Origin of the sequence: Nonlabens spongiae (assembly GCF_002117125.1) — a bacterium.
Classification (GTDB): Bacteria; Bacteroidota; Bacteroidia; order Flavobacteriales; family Flavobacteriaceae; genus Nonlabens; species Nonlabens spongiae.
In genome coordinates this window covers 758,451-779,218 of the sequence record NZ_CP019344.1, presented here as the reverse complement: position 1 = coordinate 779,218, position 20,768 = coordinate 758,451, and the positions used below count along the sequence as shown (strand labels likewise).

At 40.7% G+C, this 20,768-nt stretch carries 21 protein-coding genes; 12 read left to right on the top strand and 9 right to left on the bottom strand.

Features of this window, described 5'->3' with window-relative positions; all coding sequences use genetic code 11:
* The first annotated feature begins 65 nt into the window (after positions 1 to 65).
* Positions 66 to 1,529, top strand: coding sequence for a MoxR family ATPase (locus BST97_RS03580; RefSeq protein ID WP_085765951.1), 1,464 nt, complete (start codon positions 66 to 68; stop codon positions 1,527 to 1,529).
* 8 nt (positions 1,530 to 1,537) lie between these two features.
* A complete protein-coding gene (locus tag BST97_RS03575) occupies positions 1,538 to 2,380 on the top strand; it encodes a hypothetical protein (RefSeq protein WP_085765950.1) in 843 nt (280 codons plus the stop codon).
* A 77-nt stretch (positions 2,381 to 2,457) separates the two neighbouring features.
* On the opposite strand, the gene BST97_RS03570 is transcribed toward BST97_RS03575, so the two are convergent.
* Entirely contained in the window at positions 2,458 to 3,408 is a 951-nt protein-coding gene (locus BST97_RS03570) for a PhoH family protein (RefSeq protein ID WP_085765949.1), read from the bottom strand.
* A gap of 148 nt (positions 3,409 to 3,556) precedes the next feature.
* Between BST97_RS03570 and BST97_RS03565 the strand changes: the two genes are divergently transcribed.
* Genes BST97_RS03565 through gldG form a run of 4 tightly spaced genes read left to right on the top strand, consistent with a single transcriptional unit; the run spans position 3,557 to position 7,104 of the window.
* A complete protein-coding gene (locus BST97_RS03565; protein ID WP_085765948.1) occupies positions 3,557 to 4,393 on the top strand; it encodes an SAM hydrolase/SAM-dependent halogenase family protein in 837 nt (278 codons plus the stop codon).
* Positions 4,390 to 4,686 carry a putative quinol monooxygenase gene (locus tag BST97_RS03560; RefSeq protein WP_085765947.1) on the top strand — a complete coding sequence of 99 codons (297 nt, stop codon included), beginning with the start codon at positions 4,390 to 4,392 and terminating at the stop codon, positions 4,684 to 4,686. Before BST97_RS03565 ends, BST97_RS03560 begins: the two co-directional genes overlap by 4 nt.
* Positions 4,683 to 5,411, top strand: coding sequence for a gliding motility-associated ABC transporter permease subunit GldF (gldF, locus tag BST97_RS03555; RefSeq protein ID WP_085765946.1), 729 nt, complete (start codon positions 4,683 to 4,685; stop codon positions 5,409 to 5,411). The genes BST97_RS03560 and gldF overlap by 4 nt, the downstream gene beginning before the upstream one ends.
* 1 nt (position 5,412) lies before the next feature.
* Positions 5,413 to 7,104, top strand: a complete 1,692-nt coding sequence (gldG, locus tag BST97_RS03550) for a gliding motility-associated ABC transporter substrate-binding protein GldG (RefSeq protein WP_085765945.1) — start codon at positions 5,413 to 5,415, stop codon at positions 7,102 to 7,104.
* A gap of 21 nt (positions 7,105 to 7,125) precedes the next feature.
* Here gldG and BST97_RS03545 read toward each other — a convergent pair whose 3' ends face one another.
* The 3 genes from BST97_RS03545 to BST97_RS03535 form a co-directional block, all read right to left on the bottom strand.
* Positions 7,126 to 8,001: a hypothetical protein gene (locus tag BST97_RS03545; RefSeq protein ID WP_085765944.1), complete on the bottom strand. Its 876-nt coding sequence runs from the start codon at positions 7,999 to 8,001 to the stop codon at positions 7,126 to 7,128.
* Between the two features lie 113 nt (positions 8,002 to 8,114).
* Positions 8,115 to 8,555, bottom strand: coding sequence for a c-type cytochrome (locus BST97_RS03540; protein WP_085765943.1), 441 nt, complete (start codon positions 8,553 to 8,555; stop codon positions 8,115 to 8,117).
* A 47-nt stretch (positions 8,556 to 8,602) separates the two neighbouring features.
* Positions 8,603 to 9,790, bottom strand: a complete 1,188-nt coding sequence (locus tag BST97_RS03535) for a PQQ-dependent sugar dehydrogenase (RefSeq protein ID WP_085765942.1) — start codon at positions 9,788 to 9,790, stop codon at positions 8,603 to 8,605.
* Positions 9,791 to 9,855: 65 nt separating this feature from the next.
* Between BST97_RS03535 and BST97_RS16230 the strand changes: the two genes are divergently transcribed.
* Positions 9,856 to 9,984, top strand: coding sequence for a hypothetical protein (locus tag BST97_RS16230; protein WP_262497057.1), 129 nt, complete (start codon positions 9,856 to 9,858; stop codon positions 9,982 to 9,984).
* A gap of 1 nt (position 9,985) precedes the next feature.
* On the opposite strand, the gene BST97_RS15725 is transcribed toward BST97_RS16230, so the two are convergent.
* From BST97_RS15725 to BST97_RS03520, 3 genes are all read right to left on the bottom strand, one after another.
* On the bottom strand, positions 9,986 to 10,180 hold the full coding sequence (locus BST97_RS15725; RefSeq protein ID WP_157111414.1) for a hypothetical protein: 195 nt from the start codon (positions 10,178 to 10,180) through the stop codon (positions 9,986 to 9,988).
* A 317-nt stretch (positions 10,181 to 10,497) separates the two neighbouring features.
* On the bottom strand, positions 10,498 to 12,321 hold the full coding sequence (locus tag BST97_RS03525; RefSeq protein WP_085765940.1) for a M56 family metallopeptidase: 1,824 nt from the start codon (positions 12,319 to 12,321) through the stop codon (positions 10,498 to 10,500).
* Positions 12,318 to 12,683, bottom strand: a complete 366-nt coding sequence (locus tag BST97_RS03520; RefSeq protein ID WP_085765939.1) for a BlaI/MecI/CopY family transcriptional regulator — start codon at positions 12,681 to 12,683, stop codon at positions 12,318 to 12,320. Before BST97_RS03520 ends, BST97_RS03525 begins: the two co-directional genes overlap by 4 nt.
* A gap of 127 nt (positions 12,684 to 12,810) precedes the next feature.
* Between BST97_RS03520 and BST97_RS03515 the strand changes: the two genes are divergently transcribed.
* Together BST97_RS03515 and trhA are read left to right on the top strand one after the other, a co-directional pair.
* Positions 12,811 to 13,764 carry an NAD(P)H-dependent flavin oxidoreductase gene (locus BST97_RS03515; RefSeq protein WP_085765938.1) on the top strand — a complete coding sequence of 318 codons (954 nt, stop codon included), beginning with the start codon at positions 12,811 to 12,813 and terminating at the stop codon, positions 13,762 to 13,764.
* Positions 13,764 to 14,396: a PAQR family membrane homeostasis protein TrhA gene (gene trhA / locus BST97_RS03510; RefSeq protein WP_085765937.1), complete on the top strand. Its 633-nt coding sequence runs from the start codon at positions 13,764 to 13,766 to the stop codon at positions 14,394 to 14,396. Before BST97_RS03515 ends, trhA begins: the two co-directional genes overlap by 1 nt.
* Here trhA and BST97_RS03505 read toward each other — a convergent pair.
* Positions 14,393 to 15,061: a ZIP family metal transporter gene (locus BST97_RS03505; RefSeq protein WP_085765936.1), complete on the bottom strand. Its 669-nt coding sequence runs from the start codon at positions 15,059 to 15,061 to the stop codon at positions 14,393 to 14,395. The two genes, trhA and BST97_RS03505, sit on opposite strands and share 4 nt — an antisense overlap.
* 132 nt (positions 15,062 to 15,193) lie before the next feature.
* Here BST97_RS03505 and BST97_RS03500 point away from each other — a divergent pair, with 132 nt between their 5' ends.
* From BST97_RS03500 to mscL, 3 genes are all read left to right on the top strand, one after another.
* The gene (locus tag BST97_RS03500) at positions 15,194 to 16,468 is read left to right on the top strand and encodes a beta-ketoacyl-[acyl-carrier-protein] synthase family protein (RefSeq protein ID WP_085765935.1); all 1,275 of its coding nucleotides are present in this window, start codon (positions 15,194 to 15,196) and stop codon (positions 16,466 to 16,468) included.
* Between the two features lie 110 nt (positions 16,469 to 16,578).
* Complete coding sequence (locus BST97_RS03495) at positions 16,579 to 17,400, top strand: UDP-2,3-diacylglucosamine diphosphatase (RefSeq protein WP_085765934.1); 822 nt, start codon at positions 16,579 to 16,581, stop codon at positions 17,398 to 17,400.
* 130 nt (positions 17,401 to 17,530) lie between these two features.
* Entirely contained in the window at positions 17,531 to 17,971 is a 441-nt protein-coding gene (mscL, locus tag BST97_RS03490; RefSeq protein ID WP_085768143.1) for a large-conductance mechanosensitive channel protein MscL, read from the top strand.
* 46 nt (positions 17,972 to 18,017) lie between these two features.
* Here the strand turns inward: mscL and BST97_RS03485 are convergent, their stop codons facing one another.
* A complete protein-coding gene (locus BST97_RS03485; protein WP_317043458.1) occupies positions 18,018 to 20,708 on the bottom strand; it encodes a putative LPS assembly protein LptD in 2,691 nt (896 codons plus the stop codon).
* Positions 20,709 to 20,768 lie beyond the last annotated feature (60 nt).

Below are 20,768 nucleotides of genomic sequence, written 5' to 3'. Positions count from 1 at the left end.
AAAATCTCTTTATTAATTGCTGTCTTAAAAGTCCAGTTGTAATTTGTTCATTCTAAGAAAATGCGATGAACAGAGAAGAAATCAGAACGATAGGTGACCTTAAAAACAGTGGATGGCAATCAAAATCTATAAAAGATGAACTGAAGGATAACCTCAAGGAAAACATTATAAATCATAAAAATTCCTTTGAAGGCATTCATGGGTATGAAAATACCGTGATCCCTGAACTGGAGCGGGCTATTCTCTCTAAACATAATATCAACTTGCTGGGTTTGCGAGGCCAGGCAAAGACCAGACTCTCCCGCTTGATGACTGGTTTGCTGGATGAATATATACCTTATGTAGCTGGAAGTGAGATACACGATGATCCGTATCATCCTATTTCACGCACCGCCAGAGAATTAATTGATCGACATGGCGATGATACTCCTATTGAATGGCTGCACAGAGACGATCGATTTTATGAAAAACTCGCAACGCCAGATGTCACGGTTGCCGATCTTATAGGAGATATAGACCCGATCAAAGCTGCTAATCTCAAGTTGAGTTATGCAGATGATCGAGTGATCCACTACGGGATGATCCCCAGAGCTAACCGTTGCATTTTTGTGATCAACGAGTTACCAGATCTACAGGCACGTATACAAGTCGCACTTTTCAATATTTTACAAGAAGGAGATATTCAGATTAGAGGGTTCAAGTTGCGGCTTTCGCTGGATATGCAGTTTATTTTTACTGCAAATCCAGAAGATTATACGAACCGCGGGAGCATAGTAACGCCGCTTAAAGACCGTATAGGTTCTCAGATACTGACCCATTATCCAGAAAATATTGAGGTTGCCAAAATCATTACAAAGCAAGAGGCTAGAAACGATGAGCGATCCAAGGACGCAGTTCACGTCCCAGAACTGGCGATGGATCTTTTGGAGCAAATTAGTTTTGCAGCTCGAGAGAGTGAATACGTAGATGAGAAAAGTGGCGTAAGTGCTCGTATGAGCATTACCGCTTACGAGAATCTAGTGAGCACAGCAGAGCGACGCGCCCTCATGAATGGCGATGATGAAACCACCGTAAGATTTTCAGATTTCAACGGAATAATTCCAGCAATTACAGGAAAAGTAGAATTGGTTTATGAAGGAGAGCAGGAGGGAGCTGCTTTTGTTGCTCGACAACTGATTGGTGAGGCGACAAAAACCTTATTTCCCAACTATTTCCCAGAAATTAAAAAACTACAGAAACAAGACGAGGCAACACCTTATGACAAGCTGGTGGAGTGGTTTTTCCAAAACGATGGAGTAGAACTTCTTGATGAATTGAGCAATTCAGATTATCAGCAGTTGATAGATCAAGTCCAGCCTCTAGAAGATTTGGTTCAAAAATACCAACCAGAATTCTCAGCTCAGGATAAATACTTTCTGAAAGAGTTCATTTTGTGGTCTTTGGTTGAATTTGATAAACTCAGCAAAAAACGCTTTTCAGAGGGATATCAATTCAACGATCTGTACAGTAATTTTATCAAGGGGATTTAAATTTGCATATGCGCAAATTTTACTCCCTATTATTCATTTTACTGATTATTTCCTGTGGAACGGCTGATGATGAAAAAGAACTCTCTGAGGTAATTGACATCGCAAAAACTGCTGAAAAAGACTACAATAGTTATTACTCAAAGAATATTCTGAACCTTTTTAGTCCTACACGATTGGCCATGAGATTAGGAAAGGAGTTTTATGATATTCCTAAAATGGAGCGGCAGTATGTGTATACTTTCTTGAGAGGAGAGTTTGAAACGGCAACCTATAGTTTTATGGAGCATTTAGATCAATTCGGTCTTGAGATGATTTTATTTGATGTTCATAAGCAAGGTGACACCTACAGAGCAAACTATCAAATTCAAAATACAGAGGACGATATGGTCTCAGATTTTGTCGTGTTGTATATTGAAAAAGATATGAACGACCGTTTCAAAATCGTAAATTTTTATAGCCTTGAACAAGGTTTTAGTCATGGTCAAATTTTCAAGGATATTTTTAAGTCGGTTCAGGATGAAAGCACCTCAAACCAAATGCTTCAATATGAAAGTATGAATATTATTCAAGGAGCTAAGCAACTTTACGCAAACGGCAAGTTTGAGAAAGCCTACGACTCTTTAAAAACTTTAAGGCACTCCATTTTGAAAAAACCTGGTATTTCCGTCCTTGCATCCAGATTTGCATCAAAAGTATCTCAAGAATTATATTTAGAGGAACTGAGAAATATGAAGGAAATCACACCAAACAAGCAAAGCAAGTTGTTTTATGACTGTGTTATAAGAAATATTCAAAGCGATGAAAATGGTGAATGCACTTCAGAAATTGAGTCAGCCTTAATCAAAAGCTGATCTCTTTATCCCAAAGTTTAATAGACGTTTGTAAATAGTAAATGTCTCGCTTTCGCGAAAGCGTAACATGAAACTAATCAATTCCTATTCTCAATATCTTTATAAGCTGCAATGACTTTTTTCACAAGTCTGTGGCGCACCACATCTTTATCATCCAGATACATCATGCCTACACCTTTGATATCCTTGAGAATCAGTAAAGCTTCTTTAAGTCCAGAGGTCACACGACGAGGAAGGTCGATCTGACCTGGATCACCCGTGATAAAGAACTTGGCATTTTTACCCATACGCGTCAGGAACATCTTCATTTGTGCGTGGGTGGTGTTTTGGGACTCATCAAGAATTACATAGGCATTATCCAGCGTGCGACCGCGCATGAACGCGAGTGGAGCGATTTGAATCACGCCTTTTTCTACGAGACCAGCCAGCTTTTCTGCTGGGATCATGTCGCGTAATGCATCGTATATAGGTTGCATGTATGGATCCAGCTTTTCTTTGAGATCACCTGGCAAAAAACCTAGATTTTCCCCTGCTTCAACGGCTGGGCGGGTTATAATAACTCTTTTTACCTGCTTTTCCTTCAGCGCCTTAACGGCAAGAGCGACACCTATGTAGGTTTTACCGGTTCCCGCAGGGCCTATGGCAAATACCATATCGTTTTCCTTACATAGCTTGACGAGTTTACGCTGGTTAGGCGTCTTGGGACGTATGCGCAAACCGTGGTTTCCATGAACCAGAATATCGTCAGCATCGTTTGAAGCGTAATCTTCGCTGGTATCGGTAGTTAATAAACGCTCCATAATGTTCACATCCATCTGATTGTACTTGCCAAAATGCCCCAACATCATCTCGATGCGTTTATCAAATTCCTCCAGCTGTTCTTCATCACCATACACCTTCATAGTGCTGCCACGAGCGACAATTTTTAATTTAGGAAAGTGTTGTTTGAGAAAGGCTAGGTTTGAATTTTTAACTCCAAAAAATTCACTTGGATTGGTCTCGGAAAGGTCTATGATAAGTTCGTTCAAAAGCGATGATTTATGTGAGTGTATGCGTGGTTTATTTTATAGTTTTGTTAAGCGTTTGTACCGTATGAAATTAAGAAAAAACTTCATTCACGAGCAGCGCAACTAAAGATTTAACCATCAATTAATCAACAACGGTAGTTTACAGTATATGGCAATAATTACACTCACTACAGATTACGGTCTTAAAGATCCTTATGTAGGTGCGGTAAAGGGTGCTATTTTCAAGCAATTGCCTAATGTGAATGTGGTGGATATCTCACATTTCATTACTCCGTTTCACATCGCTGAAGCGGCTTATATCATCCAAAACAGTTACATCACATTTCCAGAAGGTACCATCCACATCATAGGTGTGGACGCTGAGCATACTCCTGAGAATCGGCATGTGGCGGTGCTGCTCAATGGACATTATTTTATCTGTGCTGATAATGGGGTACTGTGTTTGATTATGAACAAGTTGCGTCCAGAGAAAATGGTAGAGATCAACATTCATGACCGCATTGAATCCAACTTTACCATGCTCGATGCTTTTGTGCAAACGGCCTGTCACATCGCCAGAGGTGGAACGCTAGAAGTGATCGGTAAACCGGTGACTTATTTGCAGCGCATCGCCGGGATATTCCCCCAAGTATCAGACCAGCATCTCTATATTCACGGTCAGGTGATCTATATAGATAACTACGGTAATAGCGTTACAAATATTACCCGAGAAATTTTTGAAAAAATAGGGAAGGGGCGTGCCTTTGAACTATCTGCTAGAAGTGAACGTTATAAAAAAATACATGAGCGTTATTCTGACATCGTAAATTTTGATGTGAATGAAGAGCACAGGGATGTAGATGGTAAGGGCTTGTGTATTTTCAATAGTGCAGGCTACATTGAGATAGCGACTTATAAGTCTAATCCGCTTACGGTAGGAAGTGCAAGCAGCCTTTTCGGTTTGCGTATAGATACGCCCGTGATCATTAACTTTGAACGCATATGATTGTAAGAGTTGTACAAATGCATTTTGAGAAGGAACATATAGAAGCCTTTGAACAAATGTTTGATGAGATAAAAGAGAAAATACGCAATCAACCTGGCTGCCAACTCCTTGAATTGTATCAAGATAAACAAGATAAACAGAGATTTTATACGTATAGCTATTGGAAAGACGAGGCTGCTCTTGAAGCTTACCGCCATTCAGAAACATTCAAGGAAATATGGCCTAGAACTAAAGCCATGTTTGATCAAAAACCCGTAGCTCATTCACTTTCAAAAGTGCACAGCCTGTTATGAGAGCCATCTTTCTCAAGGAATTTAATAGCTTTTTCTCTGGTTTGACGGGTTATCTTGTCATTGCTCTATTTCTGTTATTGTCGGGATTGTTTGTCTTTGTATTTGAAGGCGATTTCAACATTCTGGATTATGGTTTTGCTGATCTTACACCCTTTTTTCTCATCGTTCCCTGGCTGTTTATATTTTTAATCCCAGCGATAACCATGCGCAGCTTGACCAACGAGCGGGATCTAGGAACTCTGGAACTCTTGGTTACCCGACCACTGAGTTTGAGAAAACTTCTACTTGGTAAGTATTTGGCAGCTGTAGCTTTAATGATCTTGGCACTTTTGCCCACGTTGATTTACATTTTTTCCATTGGTCAGCTGGGTGAGGAAATCTATAACTTGGATTACGGCAGTACATTTGGAAGTTATCTCGGTTTGGTTTTTATCGCTTTGACTTACACGTCTATAGGGGTATTTGCCTCAACAGTTACTTCAAATCAAATTGTAGCTTTTTTACTCGCCGCAGTTGTTTCCTTTTTGTTCTATTTTGGCTTTGAATCGGCTGCAACTTTGTTTCCTGACGCTTTGTTTATTGAAAAAATTGGTCTCAAATATCATTTTGAAAGCATTGCTCGTGGTGTGCTGGACACTCGAGATTTAATCTATTTCATAAGTATTGCCGTGTTCTTTTTCGCTTTAAGCGAAATATCACTAAAACAAATCCTCGATCGTAAATAAAATGGGTAGATATGTAAAAAATATAGCTCTGTTACTGATCGTTCTCATCGCCGTGAACTGGATTTCAAGCGCTGTTTTTGAGCGATTTGATATGACGAGCGACGGTCGTTACACTCTGTCTGATCAGAGTTTGGAATTATTGGAAAATGCTCCTTTACCCATCATCGTTGATGTATTTCTAGCAGGAGATTTACCGGCAGAATTTAGAAAACTCCAACAAGAAACCCAGCAAACCCTGGAGGAACTTGCTGCTGTTCATCCTAACTTGAAGTTCAACTTTATCAATCCCGTTGAGGGATTAGACGATAACGAGCGCGCACAAGTGGTGGAACAATTGGGTAAAAACGGCGTGAAACCTGCTATGGCGACCATCATGGATAATGTGAAAAGAACAAATGTGGTGGTTTTTCCTTATGCTATCATTCTTTATGATGGAGCTCGCACAGCCGTGCCTTTACTTAAATCTGTGGCACGTGCCTCTACTGAAGAGCGTGTGAATAGCAGCATCCAGCAACTCGAATACCAACTGATGGACGGCTTGAGAAAGGTAAGCCAGCCCAAAAACAAGAAAATCGCCATCATGCGCGACAGCGGCGAGTTGAGCAATATTAAAATTGCCGACTTCCTTGCGAGTATTCAAGAATATTATAAAGCAGCGCCCTTCGGAGTGGAGTTTGTGACACGCAATGACAGTATCTCGCCTGTCGAGGTGCTAGAAGAGCTAAAAAAATACGACCTGGTGATCGAGCCAAAACCTACCATAGCCTTTTCAGAAACTAAGAAATACATTCTCGATCAGTACCTCATGAACGGCGGTAAAATGATCATGGCGGTAGATCCCATTGTCATGGAAAATGATAGCCTTTCTAATGAGCAGGCCATCGCTTACCCCATTCCCAGAGATCTTGAAATCGACGAGATGCTTTTCCGCTATGGATTGCGTTTGAATTCTGGATTGATTAAGGACCTGAATTTTGGACCTATTGCGCTTGCGGCAGGTCAGGGGAGAAATACGCAATATCAAGCTTTTCCGTGGCCTTATTACCCTATTTCAAAAGGGAATCCATTATCTGACAAGGAAAACACGATCACTAAAAATATTGAAGATGTCAAGTTTGAGTACACCGGTTCCATCGATACGCTCAAAACACCTAATCCTAAGACCGTTTTACTCGCTTCGTCACAAAATACACAGATCGTCACTTTACCTGCGGTAGTTTCACTTGCTGAAATTGAACAGCAGCCAGACCGGTCGGAGTTTACGGCTTCATCACAACCTCTTGCAGTACTTACAGAAGGTGCTCTCACCAGCGCTTACAAGAATCGTGTCAAACCTTTTGACACGCCATCACACAAAGATCAGAGCGCAGAGAGCGCATTATTGCTCATCGCCGATGGAGACGTAATGAAAAATCAGGTGGATCGTGGGCAACCCCAAGATTTGGGTTATGATCGCAAAACTGGTGTTTTTTACGGAAATAAAGAATTCATGATGAACAGCGTGAATTATTTGCTCGATGATAGTGGCATCATTGATTTGCGCAACAAAGACATCAAAATACCCTTTCTCAACACTCAAAAAGCTTATGATGAGCGTTTTAAATGGCAAATGATCAACATTGTTTTACCACTTGTTGTTTTAGGAATATTTGGTTTGCTGTTTACGCTTTCGCGAAAGCGGAGGTACACTTAGTAACTCCGTTCTAGTGAAGCTTTACTCGTAGAAATATTCTGAAGAATAGATATCTCCGTCATAATCAACAGAAGTTTGAACTTCTTCAATTAAATACCCATCACCATCAAGTGTATGCTGATATTCTACGCGTGACGTAAAACCATTACGTTCATGAACGCGAGAGGTAATAAGGTTTCTTGCTCCAAAATATGATTCGCCGGCATAGGGTATTTCTCCTGCATCGATGAGAAAATTCATTATGTTGCCCTCGTAGAACTTATCCAGCCTAGAGAATCCACCATTTACAGGAACCGACAAGTAGTTTACAGTCACAACTTCATTATCCACACCTCCGTAGTTTATGGTTTCAATATCATTGTTATCCTTATAAGAAAATTCGGTATTTCGACGTGATAACAGTAAACCTTCAGATGAAAAGTTGAACTGAGTGATATCACCACTTTCAGTATTTCTTGCTTCCACTAGGGTATTTGAGATATAACTGTATTCAAAATTTCGTTCAAAGTCAGGAAAGCCAGGTTCACTTTCAATAAAACTTGATGATTGCACTCGTCCCTGTCCGTCATAAGTGTAATTCCAAATTGCAGTAAGTCCTGATTCCTCGTTTTCAAAAATTTCGCTGATGATTACACCATCGGAATTATAAGTATAATTTCTTTTGCTTTGAAAATCACCATTTGCATTCCAAATACTATCGACCTTCAGTTTTCCATCTTCAAAATATCTGTTGATCTCAGCAGAGGTCATGCCATTAGAAGACTCTGTAGATTCAATTCTTACAAGTTGTTTAAGTGGTTCTTGAGGATCATCTATGACACTATTATTATCGTCAGAAGTACAGCCGACAAAGAATGATCCAATAAATAATCCGATGATCAGAGAAAGTTTGTTCATTTTTTAATGATGGTTTTTATTTAATTTTCAAATTTAATGAGAATGAGCTCAAGTTACCAATTCTAATGATAAACGATTTGGATAATACTCAGGAATGGGTATAATGTAAACTTTTACTTCTTCACAGCTTTCACCTCCTCAACCGTAACCATCTCACCCTCATTCCAAGTTTGAATGGTGTAGTTCATAACATCAGCGACTTCTTCATCGTCGAGGCCTAGCGGCAACATCACGTTATTGTATTCTTGACCGTTGACTACGATTTTACCTTTCAATCCATATTTAACGGCGTGAATGCTCTCAGTGCGTTTTTCAGTAAGCCAGTCTGAAGGGTTGAGAGGAGGGAAGGCGCCGGGTACGCCCTTGCCATTTGCCATATGACAGGTGACACACAGTTCACTGTAAACTTCTTTACCGCGTTCCGCGCTCTGTTGTAAAGGTGTTTTCTGCACGTTTTCGGTATCCGATTTTCTGTTGATGGTAAATTTTTCCTTTTTCTCTTTACCGCCACAAGCAACAATAATTAGTAATGCGGGTATCAATAATTTTTTCATAGCTTCAATTGAAATTCAAAGGTAAGTTGGTCTACCATTCTGTGCGTTTATTTAGGCTCTAATCTGTAAATTCCATCGCCTTCAACACCCAGATAGATCAAACCGTCAGGTCCCATTTTTACGTTGCGCATGCGACCAAAACCATCAGCTAGTTTCGTTCTTTTTACAGCTTTATCACCCGATGTTTCTAGCATTTCAACGTATGAAAACTTGAGAGAACCTATGAGATAATTGCCTTTCCAGCCTGGATATTTGTTGCTATCGATTACCGCGAAACCGCTGGGCGCGATACTGGGATCCCAGTAGGCCATAGGCTGTGCCATTCCTTTTTGCTTAACCTTATCTGTAAATTTTGTACCGCTGTAATTCACACCATAACTGATGACTGGCCAGCCATAATTCACGCCAGGTTTGATAATGTTGATCTCATCGCCACCTTTAGGCCCATGTTCATGCGCAATGATTTCTCCAGTTTTAGGATGTTTCAACAATCCCTGCGGATTCCTATTTCCATAAGTAAAGATTGCAGGCAGCGCATCTTCACGTTCCATAAAAGGATTGTCATTGGGAATACTGCCGTCGTCGTTAATTCTGTAAATTTTTCCGCCATCGCGACTCAAATCTTGCGGATTCACGTCTCGTGCACCTCTTTCACCAATGGAAAAGTAGAGCTTACCATCATTTCCCCAAGCAAATCGAGAGCCGAAATGCTGTCCTTTTTTAGTATTGGGAGTTGCTTTATAAATCACTTCAAGCTGTTGTAGCTCATCATTAATCAATTTTGCCCGTGCGATAGCGGTATTTCCACCATTTCCTTCTCCTTGCTGGCTGGCATAAGAGATGTAAATGAATTGGTTATCTTCAAAATCTGGGTGTAAAATTACATCGAGCAAACCTCCCTGACCACGCACATAAATTTCTGGTACATTCTTGATTTCATGGGTAGTCGTACCATCAAAACGGAACATTTTACCTTCTTTCTCGGTAAAAATCAGATCACCAGAAGGCATCCAATCCATCCCCCACGGATTGCTCAAATTCTTGACTACAGGAACGATATTATAGTTCTCAGGATCTTCATGGAGTTGTAGCTCATCAAGGTCAGTGGGAGTGCTGATCTTATCGGTTGTCTCGATACTTTCGCTGTCATTTACTGCGATGCTAGACGATGGTTTTTCTTCCTGCTTACAGGCGACAAAATAGAATAAAAGAAGTATTAGTAAGAGTGGGCGCATGTTTTTGGCTAAAGTTAACTACTAAAATTCTTTATACAATATAGCGATGAAGTGGAGTGAGGCGCATGATTGAGTTTCCGCTTTCGCGAAAGCGAGAACAAAACAAAAAATCCCGTGGCTATCAAACCACGGGATATATAGAGTTACTAGGTGTGTCTTTTGTGAAGGCTAATTCAAATAAATCTGACACGTAAGCTAGTAAACGAGGAGCGTGCTCGTCGCCTCTCGATCTTCATTGAAAGGGTTGTTCTGATCTGTAGAGCGGTTGCGCGACAGTACCGGAAATTCTGACGTAAGAGTGTTTTTTGAAAGTTGCATCGTGAAGTTATTTAAGAGGTGAATATTATCTATACCTACGTCTGGAGTTCCAAGAATCACTGAAGGTGACATTGTTGCTCGTTCTGTTGTTAGTTTCTTTTCCTGCGTTTAAAAATCCTGCTGAAGTTTTCATAGTGTTTGTTTTTTTAAGGTTATATCTAATAGACGCAGCAGAAATCAAATTGTTACTGAGAAATTCTGCCAAAATCACTTTGTTAACTTTAATTAACTGTAAACCAAATAATTGAAATGCAAATATTATTAGCAAAATTTTTGTTAAGGTCAAATTTTCTTAGCATAAAAGATATCTTAATACTATTATAGAGATAAAAAAAAGCGGATCAATTGATCCGCTTTTTAGATATGAACACTCAAAAATTTTGTTATTCTTAGTTGTCCTGTACCTGAAATATTATGGGAAGGGCATAGATAACGCTTACCTTTTCACCGCGTTGTTCGCCAGGTTGCATTGTGGGTAAACTGCTAATGACTCTAAAAGTTTCTTCTGCTAATTTTTGATGACGAGCTGATGAGGCAATGTCTATAATATTACCATTAGAATCAATTTTGAATTGGACATTGATCTTGATCCTACCTTTTAAACCTAAATCTGCGGCAAGTCCAGTATTGAATTCTTTGCTTACATATCTTGATATATTATCACTCATGCATTTCTTTCGCTCTTCGTTAGTAAGGAGGTTCTCACATCCAGGATAGGTAGGTGCTTTTTCCAGAATTGAAAATGGTACGCTATGAGTTATGTTTTCACTTATTGGTTGCACATTGCTATAGGGGTCAGACAATTCTTCAATTTCAACAACTTCAATGATCTCATTGCCGTTCTCATCATAACTCACATTTTCAAAGTGCCAGGGCGAGTTGCCATCTTCACGTTCACCTTTTAGAATGGAAAATTCTTCACTGTCTATGGAAGCCATTGCAGGTCGATCTCTAGATAGAATTTCAAATAGGTGTAAGATCATTTCTTTATCCTTCGGAATGTCAAAAGCTTTAATTTGTTCCACGTCACGGAATATTGGATCTCTATCTTTATGCTCGATTATACTTATAAGCTGGTCGCCGTTTTCTCTGTCAATTGCGTAAGTTGTGCCATTATGATTGACTTTTACCCAAGCAGTCAAGAGTATCTCGCCTTCCTCAGTTTGAAGATATTCATAAAATTCTTTTGATGGTTTAGTCTCTGAAATTGGATATTTCTCAACAAGATCTTTCTCCTCTTCCGTCAACCCTTTATAGAAATCGACTTGACCTTCTTTGAAATCTTTCAGATCGATGATCTCAGACTTTTTTTGCTGTGCGGTTTCTTGTTCAATAACATCATCCGTACAGGCCGTATAGATAAGACTAGCACACACGATAGGAATAATCCAAAGAAGTTTGAGCAATTTTGTGGGTTGGGACTTGGTTTTTGAAATCATGGCGATACGTTTTTTAAGGTTTGATTTTTTATTGAAGGAATTGACTAGAGAAATTTGAGTTACCCCTAGCGTTTGAGCGAGGAGGCTTTCTTGGTACGGTATGGATTGATTGGAAGCCAGCTTTTGATCAACGATATATTCATGAACCACTTGGAGTTCTCTTTGCGCTAAGTGACTCACAGGATGAAACCAGAATACCACTCTTAAAACCTCATAAAACATCAAGTCCCAAGAATGTTTCTGCTCAATGTGAATGCGCTCATGTTCCACGATGGATTTGGTGATGTCCTCATCAAATTGTTCATCAAGGACTACATGATTGAAAAATGAGAAAGCCACACCTGATTCCTGAACTCGTGTTACAAAAAGATTATTTAGAAATTTTGTAACGCCACCAGCAATAAGCGATCGTACACGCGCGATTTTCAGAATAAAAAGAAGTAGAAATACAAAGCCGACGCCAGTATAAGCCATCCAGGCATATTCCGTAATTGTCAAATTCTCGACTTCTTGTTCTATTGAAATTGGTAATGGATCAGTCACGATCTCAACTCGTTCTGTAGCGACTAGCTCGTTTATAACTGGAGTAGGCTCTGCGAAAAGATCGGGAATTTGAATCGTTCCTACGGTAACCAATGGCAGTAAGAGACTCAAGACAGGAACGAGTAGGAGATAGGCTCTCTTAAATTGATGAAAGGTTTCCTTTTTCAAAAACATTTGGTAGACACCATAAAAGAGAAATGTAAGTAGCGCACTGTGTATCAAGTAATTCATGACTTTTTGTTTTTATCGATTTCTTCAAGCAGGTCTTCGAGATCTTGAACACTCAAATCTTCTTGTTTCATAAAAAAGGATACCATGCTTTTGTAGGAACCTTTAAAGTAATTGGCAGCAAATTTCTTAGCTGTCGCGCTGGAATATTCTTGCTTTGAAATAAGTGGGAAGTAAATGTGTCCGCGACCTTGTTTTCTATAATCTACAAAACCTTTATTTTCAAGAATACGTACAATAGTAGATACCGTGTTATATGCCGGCTTTGGCTCGGGCATTTCTTCAATGACCTGTGCGACACTGGCTTCTTCAAGTGTCCAAAGATGTTGCATGATTTCTTCCTCAGCAGTAGTAAGTGTCTTCATAAACTAAGTTCTTAGTTCAAATATAACTAAATATTTAGTTTCAACTAATTTATTAGGTAAAAAATAGATCTGGAGCGGATTATTAATTTTCAAGTCAGTTACTACCTTTGAAGCCTACATAATCAATATGGGTAAACAAAACATCACAAATCTTTTTAAAATTAAATACCCCATCATTCAAGGCGGAATGATCTGGGCGAGTGGTAATAAATTAGTGACGGCGGTAAGCAACGCTGGAGGGCTGGGACTATTGGGTGCTGGCTCCATGTACCCTCATGTTTTGAGAGAGCATATTCAAAAAACAAAAGCAAATACAGATAAACCCTATGGAGTCAACGTTCCACTACTTTATGCGGATCTAGAGCAGTTGATCGACATCATAATTGAAGAAGAAGTCCCCATCGTTTTTACCAGCGCCGGTAATCCAAAGAAGTATACGTCTAAACTAAAATCGGCTGGAATTAAAGTGGTTCATGTGGTGAGCTCGGTAAAATTTGCTCTTAAAGCGCAAGAAGCTGGAGTAGATGCTATCGTAGCCGAAGGGTTTGAAGCTGGTGGCCATAATGGGAGGGAAGAATCTACTACGCTAACCTTAATACCGCAAATAGTCAAAGCACTCGATATCCCTGTGATAGCCGCTGGTGGAATCGGTTCGGGTCGCGCCATGATGGCTGCAATTGCGCTAGGAGCAAGTGGTGTACAAGTAGGCAGTAGATTTGTAGCGACTCATGAAGCCAGTAGTCACATCAACTTTAAAAATGCCATAGTAGAAGCTCAAGATGGAGCCACAAGATTAACGCTTAAAGAGTTGGCTCCAGTACGTTTACTTCAGAATAAGTTCTATCAGGATATCCAAGAACTTTATCAAAAGTGCCCCACTCCCGAAGAACTCAAAGATCTCTTGGGAAGAGCCAGAGCTAAGAAAGGGATGTTTGAGGGAGACATGGATGAAGGTGAGTTGGAAATCGGTCAGGTCTCTGGATTGATTGATAACATTATTCCAGCAGCGCAAGTGGTTAAGGAAATGATTTTAGAATTTGAACAGGTGCGTCAGGAATTGCATGATCTGAAGTTGGATTAATGGCAAGAGCCCAAACTCAGGTTGAAGAACGCTGGAATGTGATCACTCATGGTTTCGGAGCTGTCGTGTTTTTTGGATTGTCATTTTACATAATCGTTGCAGCAGAGGGTTTAACGCAGTTGCAATGGCTCGGCGTGGGGGTTTATTTGTTTTCTCAATGTTTTTTGTACAGTGCTTCTACACGATATCATTATGTACAGCCGGGCAAGCTCAAATTCAAGCTCCGCAAATTAGATCATATCTCTATTTATGGATCGATTGCGGGAACGTATACTCCCATTTGTTTGATTACGCTAGCTGATAGTAATGGTTACTTGATTCTTGCGGCGGTTTGGGGAATTGCTGTGTTCGGGACGGTTTGGAAACTCTTTTTCACTGGAAAGTTTGAAGCTTTTTCCAGTCTTCTTTACTTAGCTATGGGTTGGTTGATCGTATTGGATATTAACAACCTCCTTGCAGCTTTCAGCACAGATCAGTTGAATCTACTTATCGCTGGCGGCGCATTCTTTACCATAGGTATCGTGTTTTATGCTTGGAATCGGTTGTACTTCAATCATGTGATCTGGCATCTTTTTGTTTTAGGAGGTAGTTTGAGCCATTATCTTATGGTCGACTCAGTCTTATTTAATTAGATAAGAAACGCCAGCGTGGCACCAGCGATCATTAAAATAACCTTTCTAACGTTGAATTTATGTCCATCACTTGATTCAAGAATCAGCGTTGTGCTTACATGCAACACGATTCCAGTAACAACCGATTTAATAGGTAACATATAATCATTCAAAACACCTATTTGTTGGGCTGACAGCGTTCCTATTCCAGACATACTGGCAAAAAACAAGACTGCCACCATAATCTTCGCAATCGAGTAACGGCTGGAGATCAAAAATGCCGTGAGAATGAAGGAAACAGGGAGCTTATGAATGGCTATACCGTAAACCATAGTATCATTATACTGTAATGGGATTCCTTCTAAAAAAGCATGGATGCAAAGACTCACAAACAGTAACCATGGAAAGCTTTTTGATTTTCCCTGGACGTGTAAATGCCCATGCTCAGCTCCTTTAGAGAAAAATTCCAAAATAATTTGGATAAAAACCCCTAATAAAAGGTAGGCTCCCATAGATTCATCGCCGCTCTCGTAAATTTCTGGTAGATATTCCACAGCTACCGCAGCCAGCAAAAAAGCACCGGAAAATGTAAGCAACATCTTTATCCCGGTCTTGTCTTTGGGCTTTATCGCATAAGCTGCACCAGCGCCGGCGATAACCATTAGAAAAGGAAGCAATAAATTCATGAGCCGGCAAAATTAACAGTTTCGGAGTATTGCGGGTATAATTTTTTCGGAATTAGATCACAAACTCCATTTTTCATCATTTTCGGGCAGCATCGCATCTTAAACCATCGTTCTCACGTAACTTTATCGAGTATGCAAAAAAATAGAGTAGTAGTTACTGGACTAGGAGTTGTTGCGCCTAACGCTGTTGGTGTTTCCGCTTTCGCGAAAGCGTTACAAAATCAAACATCTGGAATACGATTTGACCCTCAACTCGCCGAATTGAACTTTAAATGCCAGGTCTCAGGGACACCTCAATTAAGTGAAGAAGTCATATCAAAAAACTTCACAAACCTGCAACTGCGAGGTCTTAAAGCCAGCGGACTGGTCTATGGAGTGATAGCAGGCAAGGAGGCGTTTCAAGATGCTGAACTGGAAGCTGGAGAAGAAGAAGATCCAGATTTTGGGATCATCATGGGAACAGGGCAGAGCGGCGGCGAGAAATTCAGAGAAGCGATACATTATATAGACGATAAGAATGTGCGCCGGCTGGGCAGTACGAGTGTGATTCAGACCATGACCAGCGGGATCAGTGCGTGGTTGTCTGGAGAACTGGGCGCGGGAAATCTGGTCACTTCCAATTCATCTGCCTGCTGCACGGGAACTGAAGCTTTTATTTTAGGATACGAGAGAATCGCAACGGGCATGGCTAAGAAAATGCTCGTGGGCTCCACCAGTGATTCTGGCCCCTACATTTGGGGAGGTTTTGACGCGATGCGAGTGTTGTCCATACGATACAATGATCAACCCGAAGCTGCCAGCAGACCTTTATCAAATGATGCTGCAGGATTTGTACCTGGAAGCGGCGCAGGAGCCATGATACTTGAAGATAGAGACAGTGCCATAGCGAGAGGAGCAACAATTTACTGCGAGGTATTAGGCGGTGCTTTAAACGCTGGGGGTCATCGTGGTGATGGCTCTATGACGGCGCCTAATGGTAAAGCTGTGAAACGATGTATCAAATCAGCAATTGCAAATGCTGAAATTCAACCTGAAAATATTGATGCGATCAATGGTCATCTTACCGCAACCGTAAAAGATGCCTATGAGATTAAAAATTGGTCTGAGGCGCTCAACTTAAAAAACTCTAATTTCCCAAAAATCAATACGTTCAAATCCACTATAGGCCATTGCCTTGCTGCGGCAGGCAGCATTGAGCTCGTGGGAAGCATTTTGCAACTGAAAGAACAGATGATCTACGGGAATTCCAACATTACAGAACTCCATCCTGATCTGGATGGTTTTGTTTCAAGAGAAAATATTCCCGAGAATTCAGAGCATTTAAAAATCAATCATTTGATTAAGGCCAGCTTTGGATTTGGTGATGTAAATGCGGTTGTGGTGCTTTCTCAGTTTGTTCAATCATAACCCAATTATCAACAACACCCTGTTTATAAGAGCTTTATGTTAACGTGAATTTCATAATTAGATGACAATAACCTGTTGATAAGCTGTGATCTTTGTGAAAACACTATGAAATGGGTAAACGCAAAGTTCAAGTAGTCGTGATTAGTGATGTCCACTTGGGAACCTATGGATGCCATTCCGCAGAACTCAAGGATTATCTGAAAAGCATCGATCCTGACCATCTCATTCTTAACGGTGATATTATAGACATCTGGCAGTTTAGAAAGCGCTATTTCCCAAAATCCCATCTTAAAGTCATAAAAACGATTGTTTCCATGGCGAGCAAGGGAACAAAGGTCAGCTATATCACGGGTAATCATGACGAGATGTTGCGTAAATTCTCCAATAATCAACTAGGCAACATCGCACTTGTGGACAAATTAGTCTTGAATTTAAACGGTGCTAAAACCTGGATTTTTCACGGTGATGTATTTGATGCCAGCATCCAGCACAGTAAATGGTTGGCTAAACTGGGCGGCTGGGGCTATGATATCCTGATTTTGCTCAATAGGTTGATCAACTGGTTCCTCTTAAAATTAGGTAGGGAAAAATACAGTCTATCTAAACGAATAAAGGAATCAGTCAAAGGTGCAATAAAGTTCATCGACGATTTTGAAGCTACGGCAACCGATCTTGCGATTCAAAATCAGTATGATACCGTGATCTGTGGACACATTCACCAGCCACAAAAAAGAGTTGTAAAAAACTCAAAAGGCTCAACACTGTATCTGAATAGCGGCGACTGGGTTGAAAACCTTACTTCGCTAGAGTACAATGATGGTTCATGGCAATTGATTCATCATACGCCAAATTCCCAAAAAGAGTCCCTAGAAGAAGACAGCATGGACTTACCCACACCAGAGATGCTCGTGCAACTGATTACACACCACTAGAGAGAAATAATTTAGGATTTACATTTTCTACAACCTTTTATATTCCTGAATTTCTTTTTTTTGCTTTCGCGCTTCGCCGTCGGCAAGCCTTTGGCGAACTATGGAAAGCGTAAACATCAAAATTGTACCAATGGGGTTAATCAAGGAATTTAAAGAGTTTGCGGTCAAAGGAAACATGATCGACATGGCGGTGGGTATTATTATAGGTACTGCATTCAACAATGTCGTACAAACGCTGGTAAAAAAAGTCGCATTGCCACCGCTTTCCTACTTGACGGACGGCGTCAATTTTGAAGACAAGAAATATGTGCTGCGTGAAGCGATAGAAGGGGGAACCGGTAAACAGGCTAAAGAAATTGCTATCTCCTATGGTGAGCTTATAAATGCATTTATTGATTTCATAGTAATCGGTATCGTGGTATTTATCGTTGTAAAACTCATGAACCGCTTACGTCAAAAAGCAGATGATCCCAAGAACAAAGTGGTGGTGACACCTAAGGATATTGAACTGTTGAGCGACTTGAAAGATCTCATGGAAGAACAGAACAGAATACTCAGCGCTTCAAAATAATACGTGTTGAAAATTCCCCTTATGCTGGAACGGGTTGGGGGAAGGCCTAAAAGATCGGGTCAGGCTGTTTTCTCTGATCCCACTTGATATCACTTAATGCGCCGGCCTTAATACCGATAAAGAAGAACCAGCTGCTACGCGGACCGCCCAGCGGTGTCCAGTTGAAACTCAATCTCCAGCTTTCTAGATCCCGCTGAAAACGTAAAGTGGTAAAAGAAACACCCTTGCGCGCAAAGTCATAACCTGAGTTACCACCTATGCTCCAGCGAGGTGAGAGCTCCAGGTCGCCGCTAAACATAAGACTCTGGTTACTGATCTCGTTTTGACGCGCACTGTTGCTGTAGGTCATTGTATAGGCGACATTCAGGTTCCACGGGATCTTAAAACGATACCGATCTTTAGAAACATCTACTTCCTGCTTTTCAGCATCTTGCTTTTTTTGATTTTCTGCGTAGTCGATAGCCTCACCGAAAAGATCATCCTCACGACCTCCTTGTTGAAGAGTACGGTCATTTACTTTAGTAGTTCCAGGATCGCGATCGGTTTTTTCATCCTCAGGCAAAAAGTCTTTATCACTCAGCCTGAAGTTCACGCGTGCACCAGCGCGGGTCAACCGGAATAAACTACCTCCATTATTGATGTTGAAAGTGTTGATCCTTTGATTGTTTGAATCTAGCGCATAGGGATCCAGATTAGCATCAAGGTTAAGATCTACGGTTTTAGTAATGGGGATCACACCGCTTATGCGCAATGGACTCCAGTTTAAGGAATCTCCCGCTAGATTGTAAGCCGTATTGAAATTCAAACTTTTGATCAACTGAATCTTGTTAAGCTCCGTTTTTGTAGAATCGCGATCCCGCACTTTTGCTTCCACGAGATTTTGCACTCCTATTCCTATACTGCTGGAGAATACACGACCTGGTGCACCTGCAAAGGTGTTTTCAAATCTGGAGAAGAGTCGTTCTTCCTCACTCACTTCCAGTCCCTGCTCGTCTAGAATGCGCTCGTAATACTGATCAAAACTTGGATTTGCGGAATAACTGATATTAGGCCTTATGGTGTGACGTACCGCTTGAATGCGGGAGTTTTTGTTTTTGGATTCCCAAGTTCCATAAATGGTGGTTCCCACATTTGCTCCATAACTGTAAGTGCGGTAACTATCAAAGCCGCTTACCGTGTCACGTCTTATTTCAAAATTACCAGCTTCGTTCTCTACAAATGTTTGGCGTGTGGTCTGGAATACCCAGTTTTCTTCAAGATTAGCATTTGCACTTAGACTGAAATATCCCAACTTGAAGTTGGTCGCAACAGGAATGGAATGAGTAACACCACTTAGAGCTCCTTCAAACATATCACCGGTCAGGAAATCATCATCATTAGTCGTAATGCGATTCTCTGCACGCAAGTTGTATTGGAAGTTGATGTTCTGAATAATTCCTTTTTTTACCCCTTGCTTAGGTGCAAATGGGAAAATACGCGATATGCTTCCCTGGATTGTGGGTAGGGTCACATTTATGACTCCTGTATTAACGTTCTGATTGTGAGTGGCAGATGTGGTCAGGTTGATCTGCGGTTCTCCGGGAAAAGTCTTTGAGAATGATATAGAACTACTTAAATTATTGTTTAGAGTTGCCGCCTGATTGATTTGATTGAAAGACTGACGGTAAAACTGGCTACTCCCTAGGTTTACACTTGCGCTAAAACGGTTGTTGGGATTAGCCTTTGCGTCTTGACTGTGCTGCCAGTTAAAATTGTATCGTGTGGTTTGTTGAAAATCAGAAAACCCTCGCTCGCTACGTTTTTGATTTTCATAAAGTAATCTCACTGAGCCGTTAAAAGCATAGCGTTTTCGGTATGTACTCTCAGCTCTAAAGCCATAACTACCATTTGTAAAATAATCACCGAGCAGCGTGAGATCCATATAATCGTTGACTGCAAAATAATAACCACCATTCTGTAGGTTGTAACCTTGTGAGTTATTATTACCAAATGCAGGAACTATGATGCCGCTCTTGCGTTCATCCGTCATTGGGAAATAAGCAAAGGGTAGGGCAAGCGGTGTAGGCACATCTGCAATGTACATGTTTACCAGACCAGTAACGATTTTTTTCTTGGGAACAAATTTTATTTTGCGAGCCAGAAAATAATACTCTGGATCTTCAGGATTCTCAGAAGTTGTAAATCGAGCATTGCGCATATAGAAAACTGAATCGTTCACGCGTTTTACTACTTCAGCGACCACGTTGAATTCACCCTGTTTAGTATTTGAATTATAGGTGATGACCTTTTTAGTATCCTTGTTTGCAATGATACTGTCGGGTTTAACAACGTTAGTTCCTTGAGTGAAAATGGGTTTCTGCACATAGGTTCCCGTGCTGTCTTCTACAATTCCATAAGCGTAGATATCGCCCGTCTTGTTATCGATGACTATTTTACCCGCTTCTAACTTTATGTCGCCATAAACTACCACCGCGTTGTCATATAATGTTACGGTATTATTGCGCCTGTCTATGACCTTACGATCAGAGGCAGAGGTCTCTAGAATAAATTCCAGAGGACCTTTAGGCTTAACGGAATCCTTTTCAGTACTATCAGTCTTAACGCCTTCCTGAACCTGGTTAATCGCATCTTCCTTAGAGATTTTGAGACTGTCTATTTTCTCTTCAACCGGCGGTATGGGCTCATTCTTAGCGGGAACTTCTTGCGCAGCACCCATGAGTGAGATTGTTAGTAACAATATGGATAAAATGATATGCCGTAATGAAGTAAACAATCTATGCGATGCTATTTTCGTTAA

What these genes read in the sequence shown, in the direction of transcription:
- BST97_RS03580 (WP_085765951.1), top strand. Translation starts at nt 66, where the DNA reads ATGAACAGAGAAGAAATCAGAACGATAGGTGACCTTAAAAACAGTGGA.
- BST97_RS03575 (WP_085765950.1), top strand. Translation starts at nt 1,538, where the DNA reads ATGCGCAAATTTTACTCCCTATTATTCATTTTACTGATTATTTCCTGT.
- BST97_RS03565 (WP_085765948.1), top strand. Translation starts at nt 3,557, where the DNA reads ATGGCAATAATTACACTCACTACAGATTACGGTCTTAAAGATCCTTAT.
- BST97_RS03560 (WP_085765947.1), top strand. Translation starts at nt 4,390, where the DNA reads ATGATTGTAAGAGTTGTACAAATGCATTTTGAGAAGGAACATATAGAA.
- gldF (WP_085765946.1), top strand. Translation starts at nt 4,683, where the DNA reads ATGAGAGCCATCTTTCTCAAGGAATTTAATAGCTTTTTCTCTGGTTTG.
- gldG (WP_085765945.1), top strand. Translation starts at nt 5,413, where the DNA reads ATGGGTAGATATGTAAAAAATATAGCTCTGTTACTGATCGTTCTCATC.
- BST97_RS03545 (WP_085765944.1), bottom strand. Translation starts at nt 8,001, where the DNA reads ATGAACAAACTTTCTCTGATCATCGGATTATTTATTGGATCATTCTTT.
- BST97_RS03540 (WP_085765943.1), bottom strand. Translation starts at nt 8,555, where the DNA reads ATGAAAAAATTATTGATACCCGCATTACTAATTATTGTTGCTTGTGGC.
- BST97_RS03535 (WP_085765942.1), bottom strand. Translation starts at nt 9,790, where the DNA reads ATGCGCCCACTCTTACTAATACTTCTTTTATTCTATTTTGTCGCCTGT.
- BST97_RS16230 (WP_262497057.1), top strand. Translation starts at nt 9,856, where the DNA reads ATGATTGAGTTTCCGCTTTCGCGAAAGCGAGAACAAAACAAAAAATCC.
- BST97_RS15725 (WP_157111414.1), bottom strand. Translation starts at nt 10,180, where the DNA reads ATGTCACCTTCAGTGATTCTTGGAACTCCAGACGTAGGTATAGATAAT.
- BST97_RS03525 (WP_085765940.1), bottom strand. Translation starts at nt 12,321, where the DNA reads ATGAATTACTTGATACACAGTGCGCTACTTACATTTCTCTTTTATGGT.
- BST97_RS03520 (WP_085765939.1), bottom strand. Translation starts at nt 12,683, where the DNA reads ATGAAGACACTTACTACTGCTGAGGAAGAAATCATGCAACATCTTTGG.
- BST97_RS03515 (WP_085765938.1), top strand. Translation starts at nt 12,811, where the DNA reads ATGGGTAAACAAAACATCACAAATCTTTTTAAAATTAAATACCCCATC.
- trhA (WP_085765937.1), top strand. Translation starts at nt 13,764, where the DNA reads ATGGCAAGAGCCCAAACTCAGGTTGAAGAACGCTGGAATGTGATCACT.
- BST97_RS03505 (WP_085765936.1), bottom strand. Translation starts at nt 15,061, where the DNA reads ATGAATTTATTGCTTCCTTTTCTAATGGTTATCGCCGGCGCTGGTGCA.
- BST97_RS03500 (WP_085765935.1), top strand. Translation starts at nt 15,194, where the DNA reads ATGCAAAAAAATAGAGTAGTAGTTACTGGACTAGGAGTTGTTGCGCCT.
- BST97_RS03495 (WP_085765934.1), top strand. Translation starts at nt 16,579, where the DNA reads ATGGGTAAACGCAAAGTTCAAGTAGTCGTGATTAGTGATGTCCACTTG.
- mscL (WP_085768143.1), top strand. Translation starts at nt 17,531, where the DNA reads ATGGGGTTAATCAAGGAATTTAAAGAGTTTGCGGTCAAAGGAAACATG.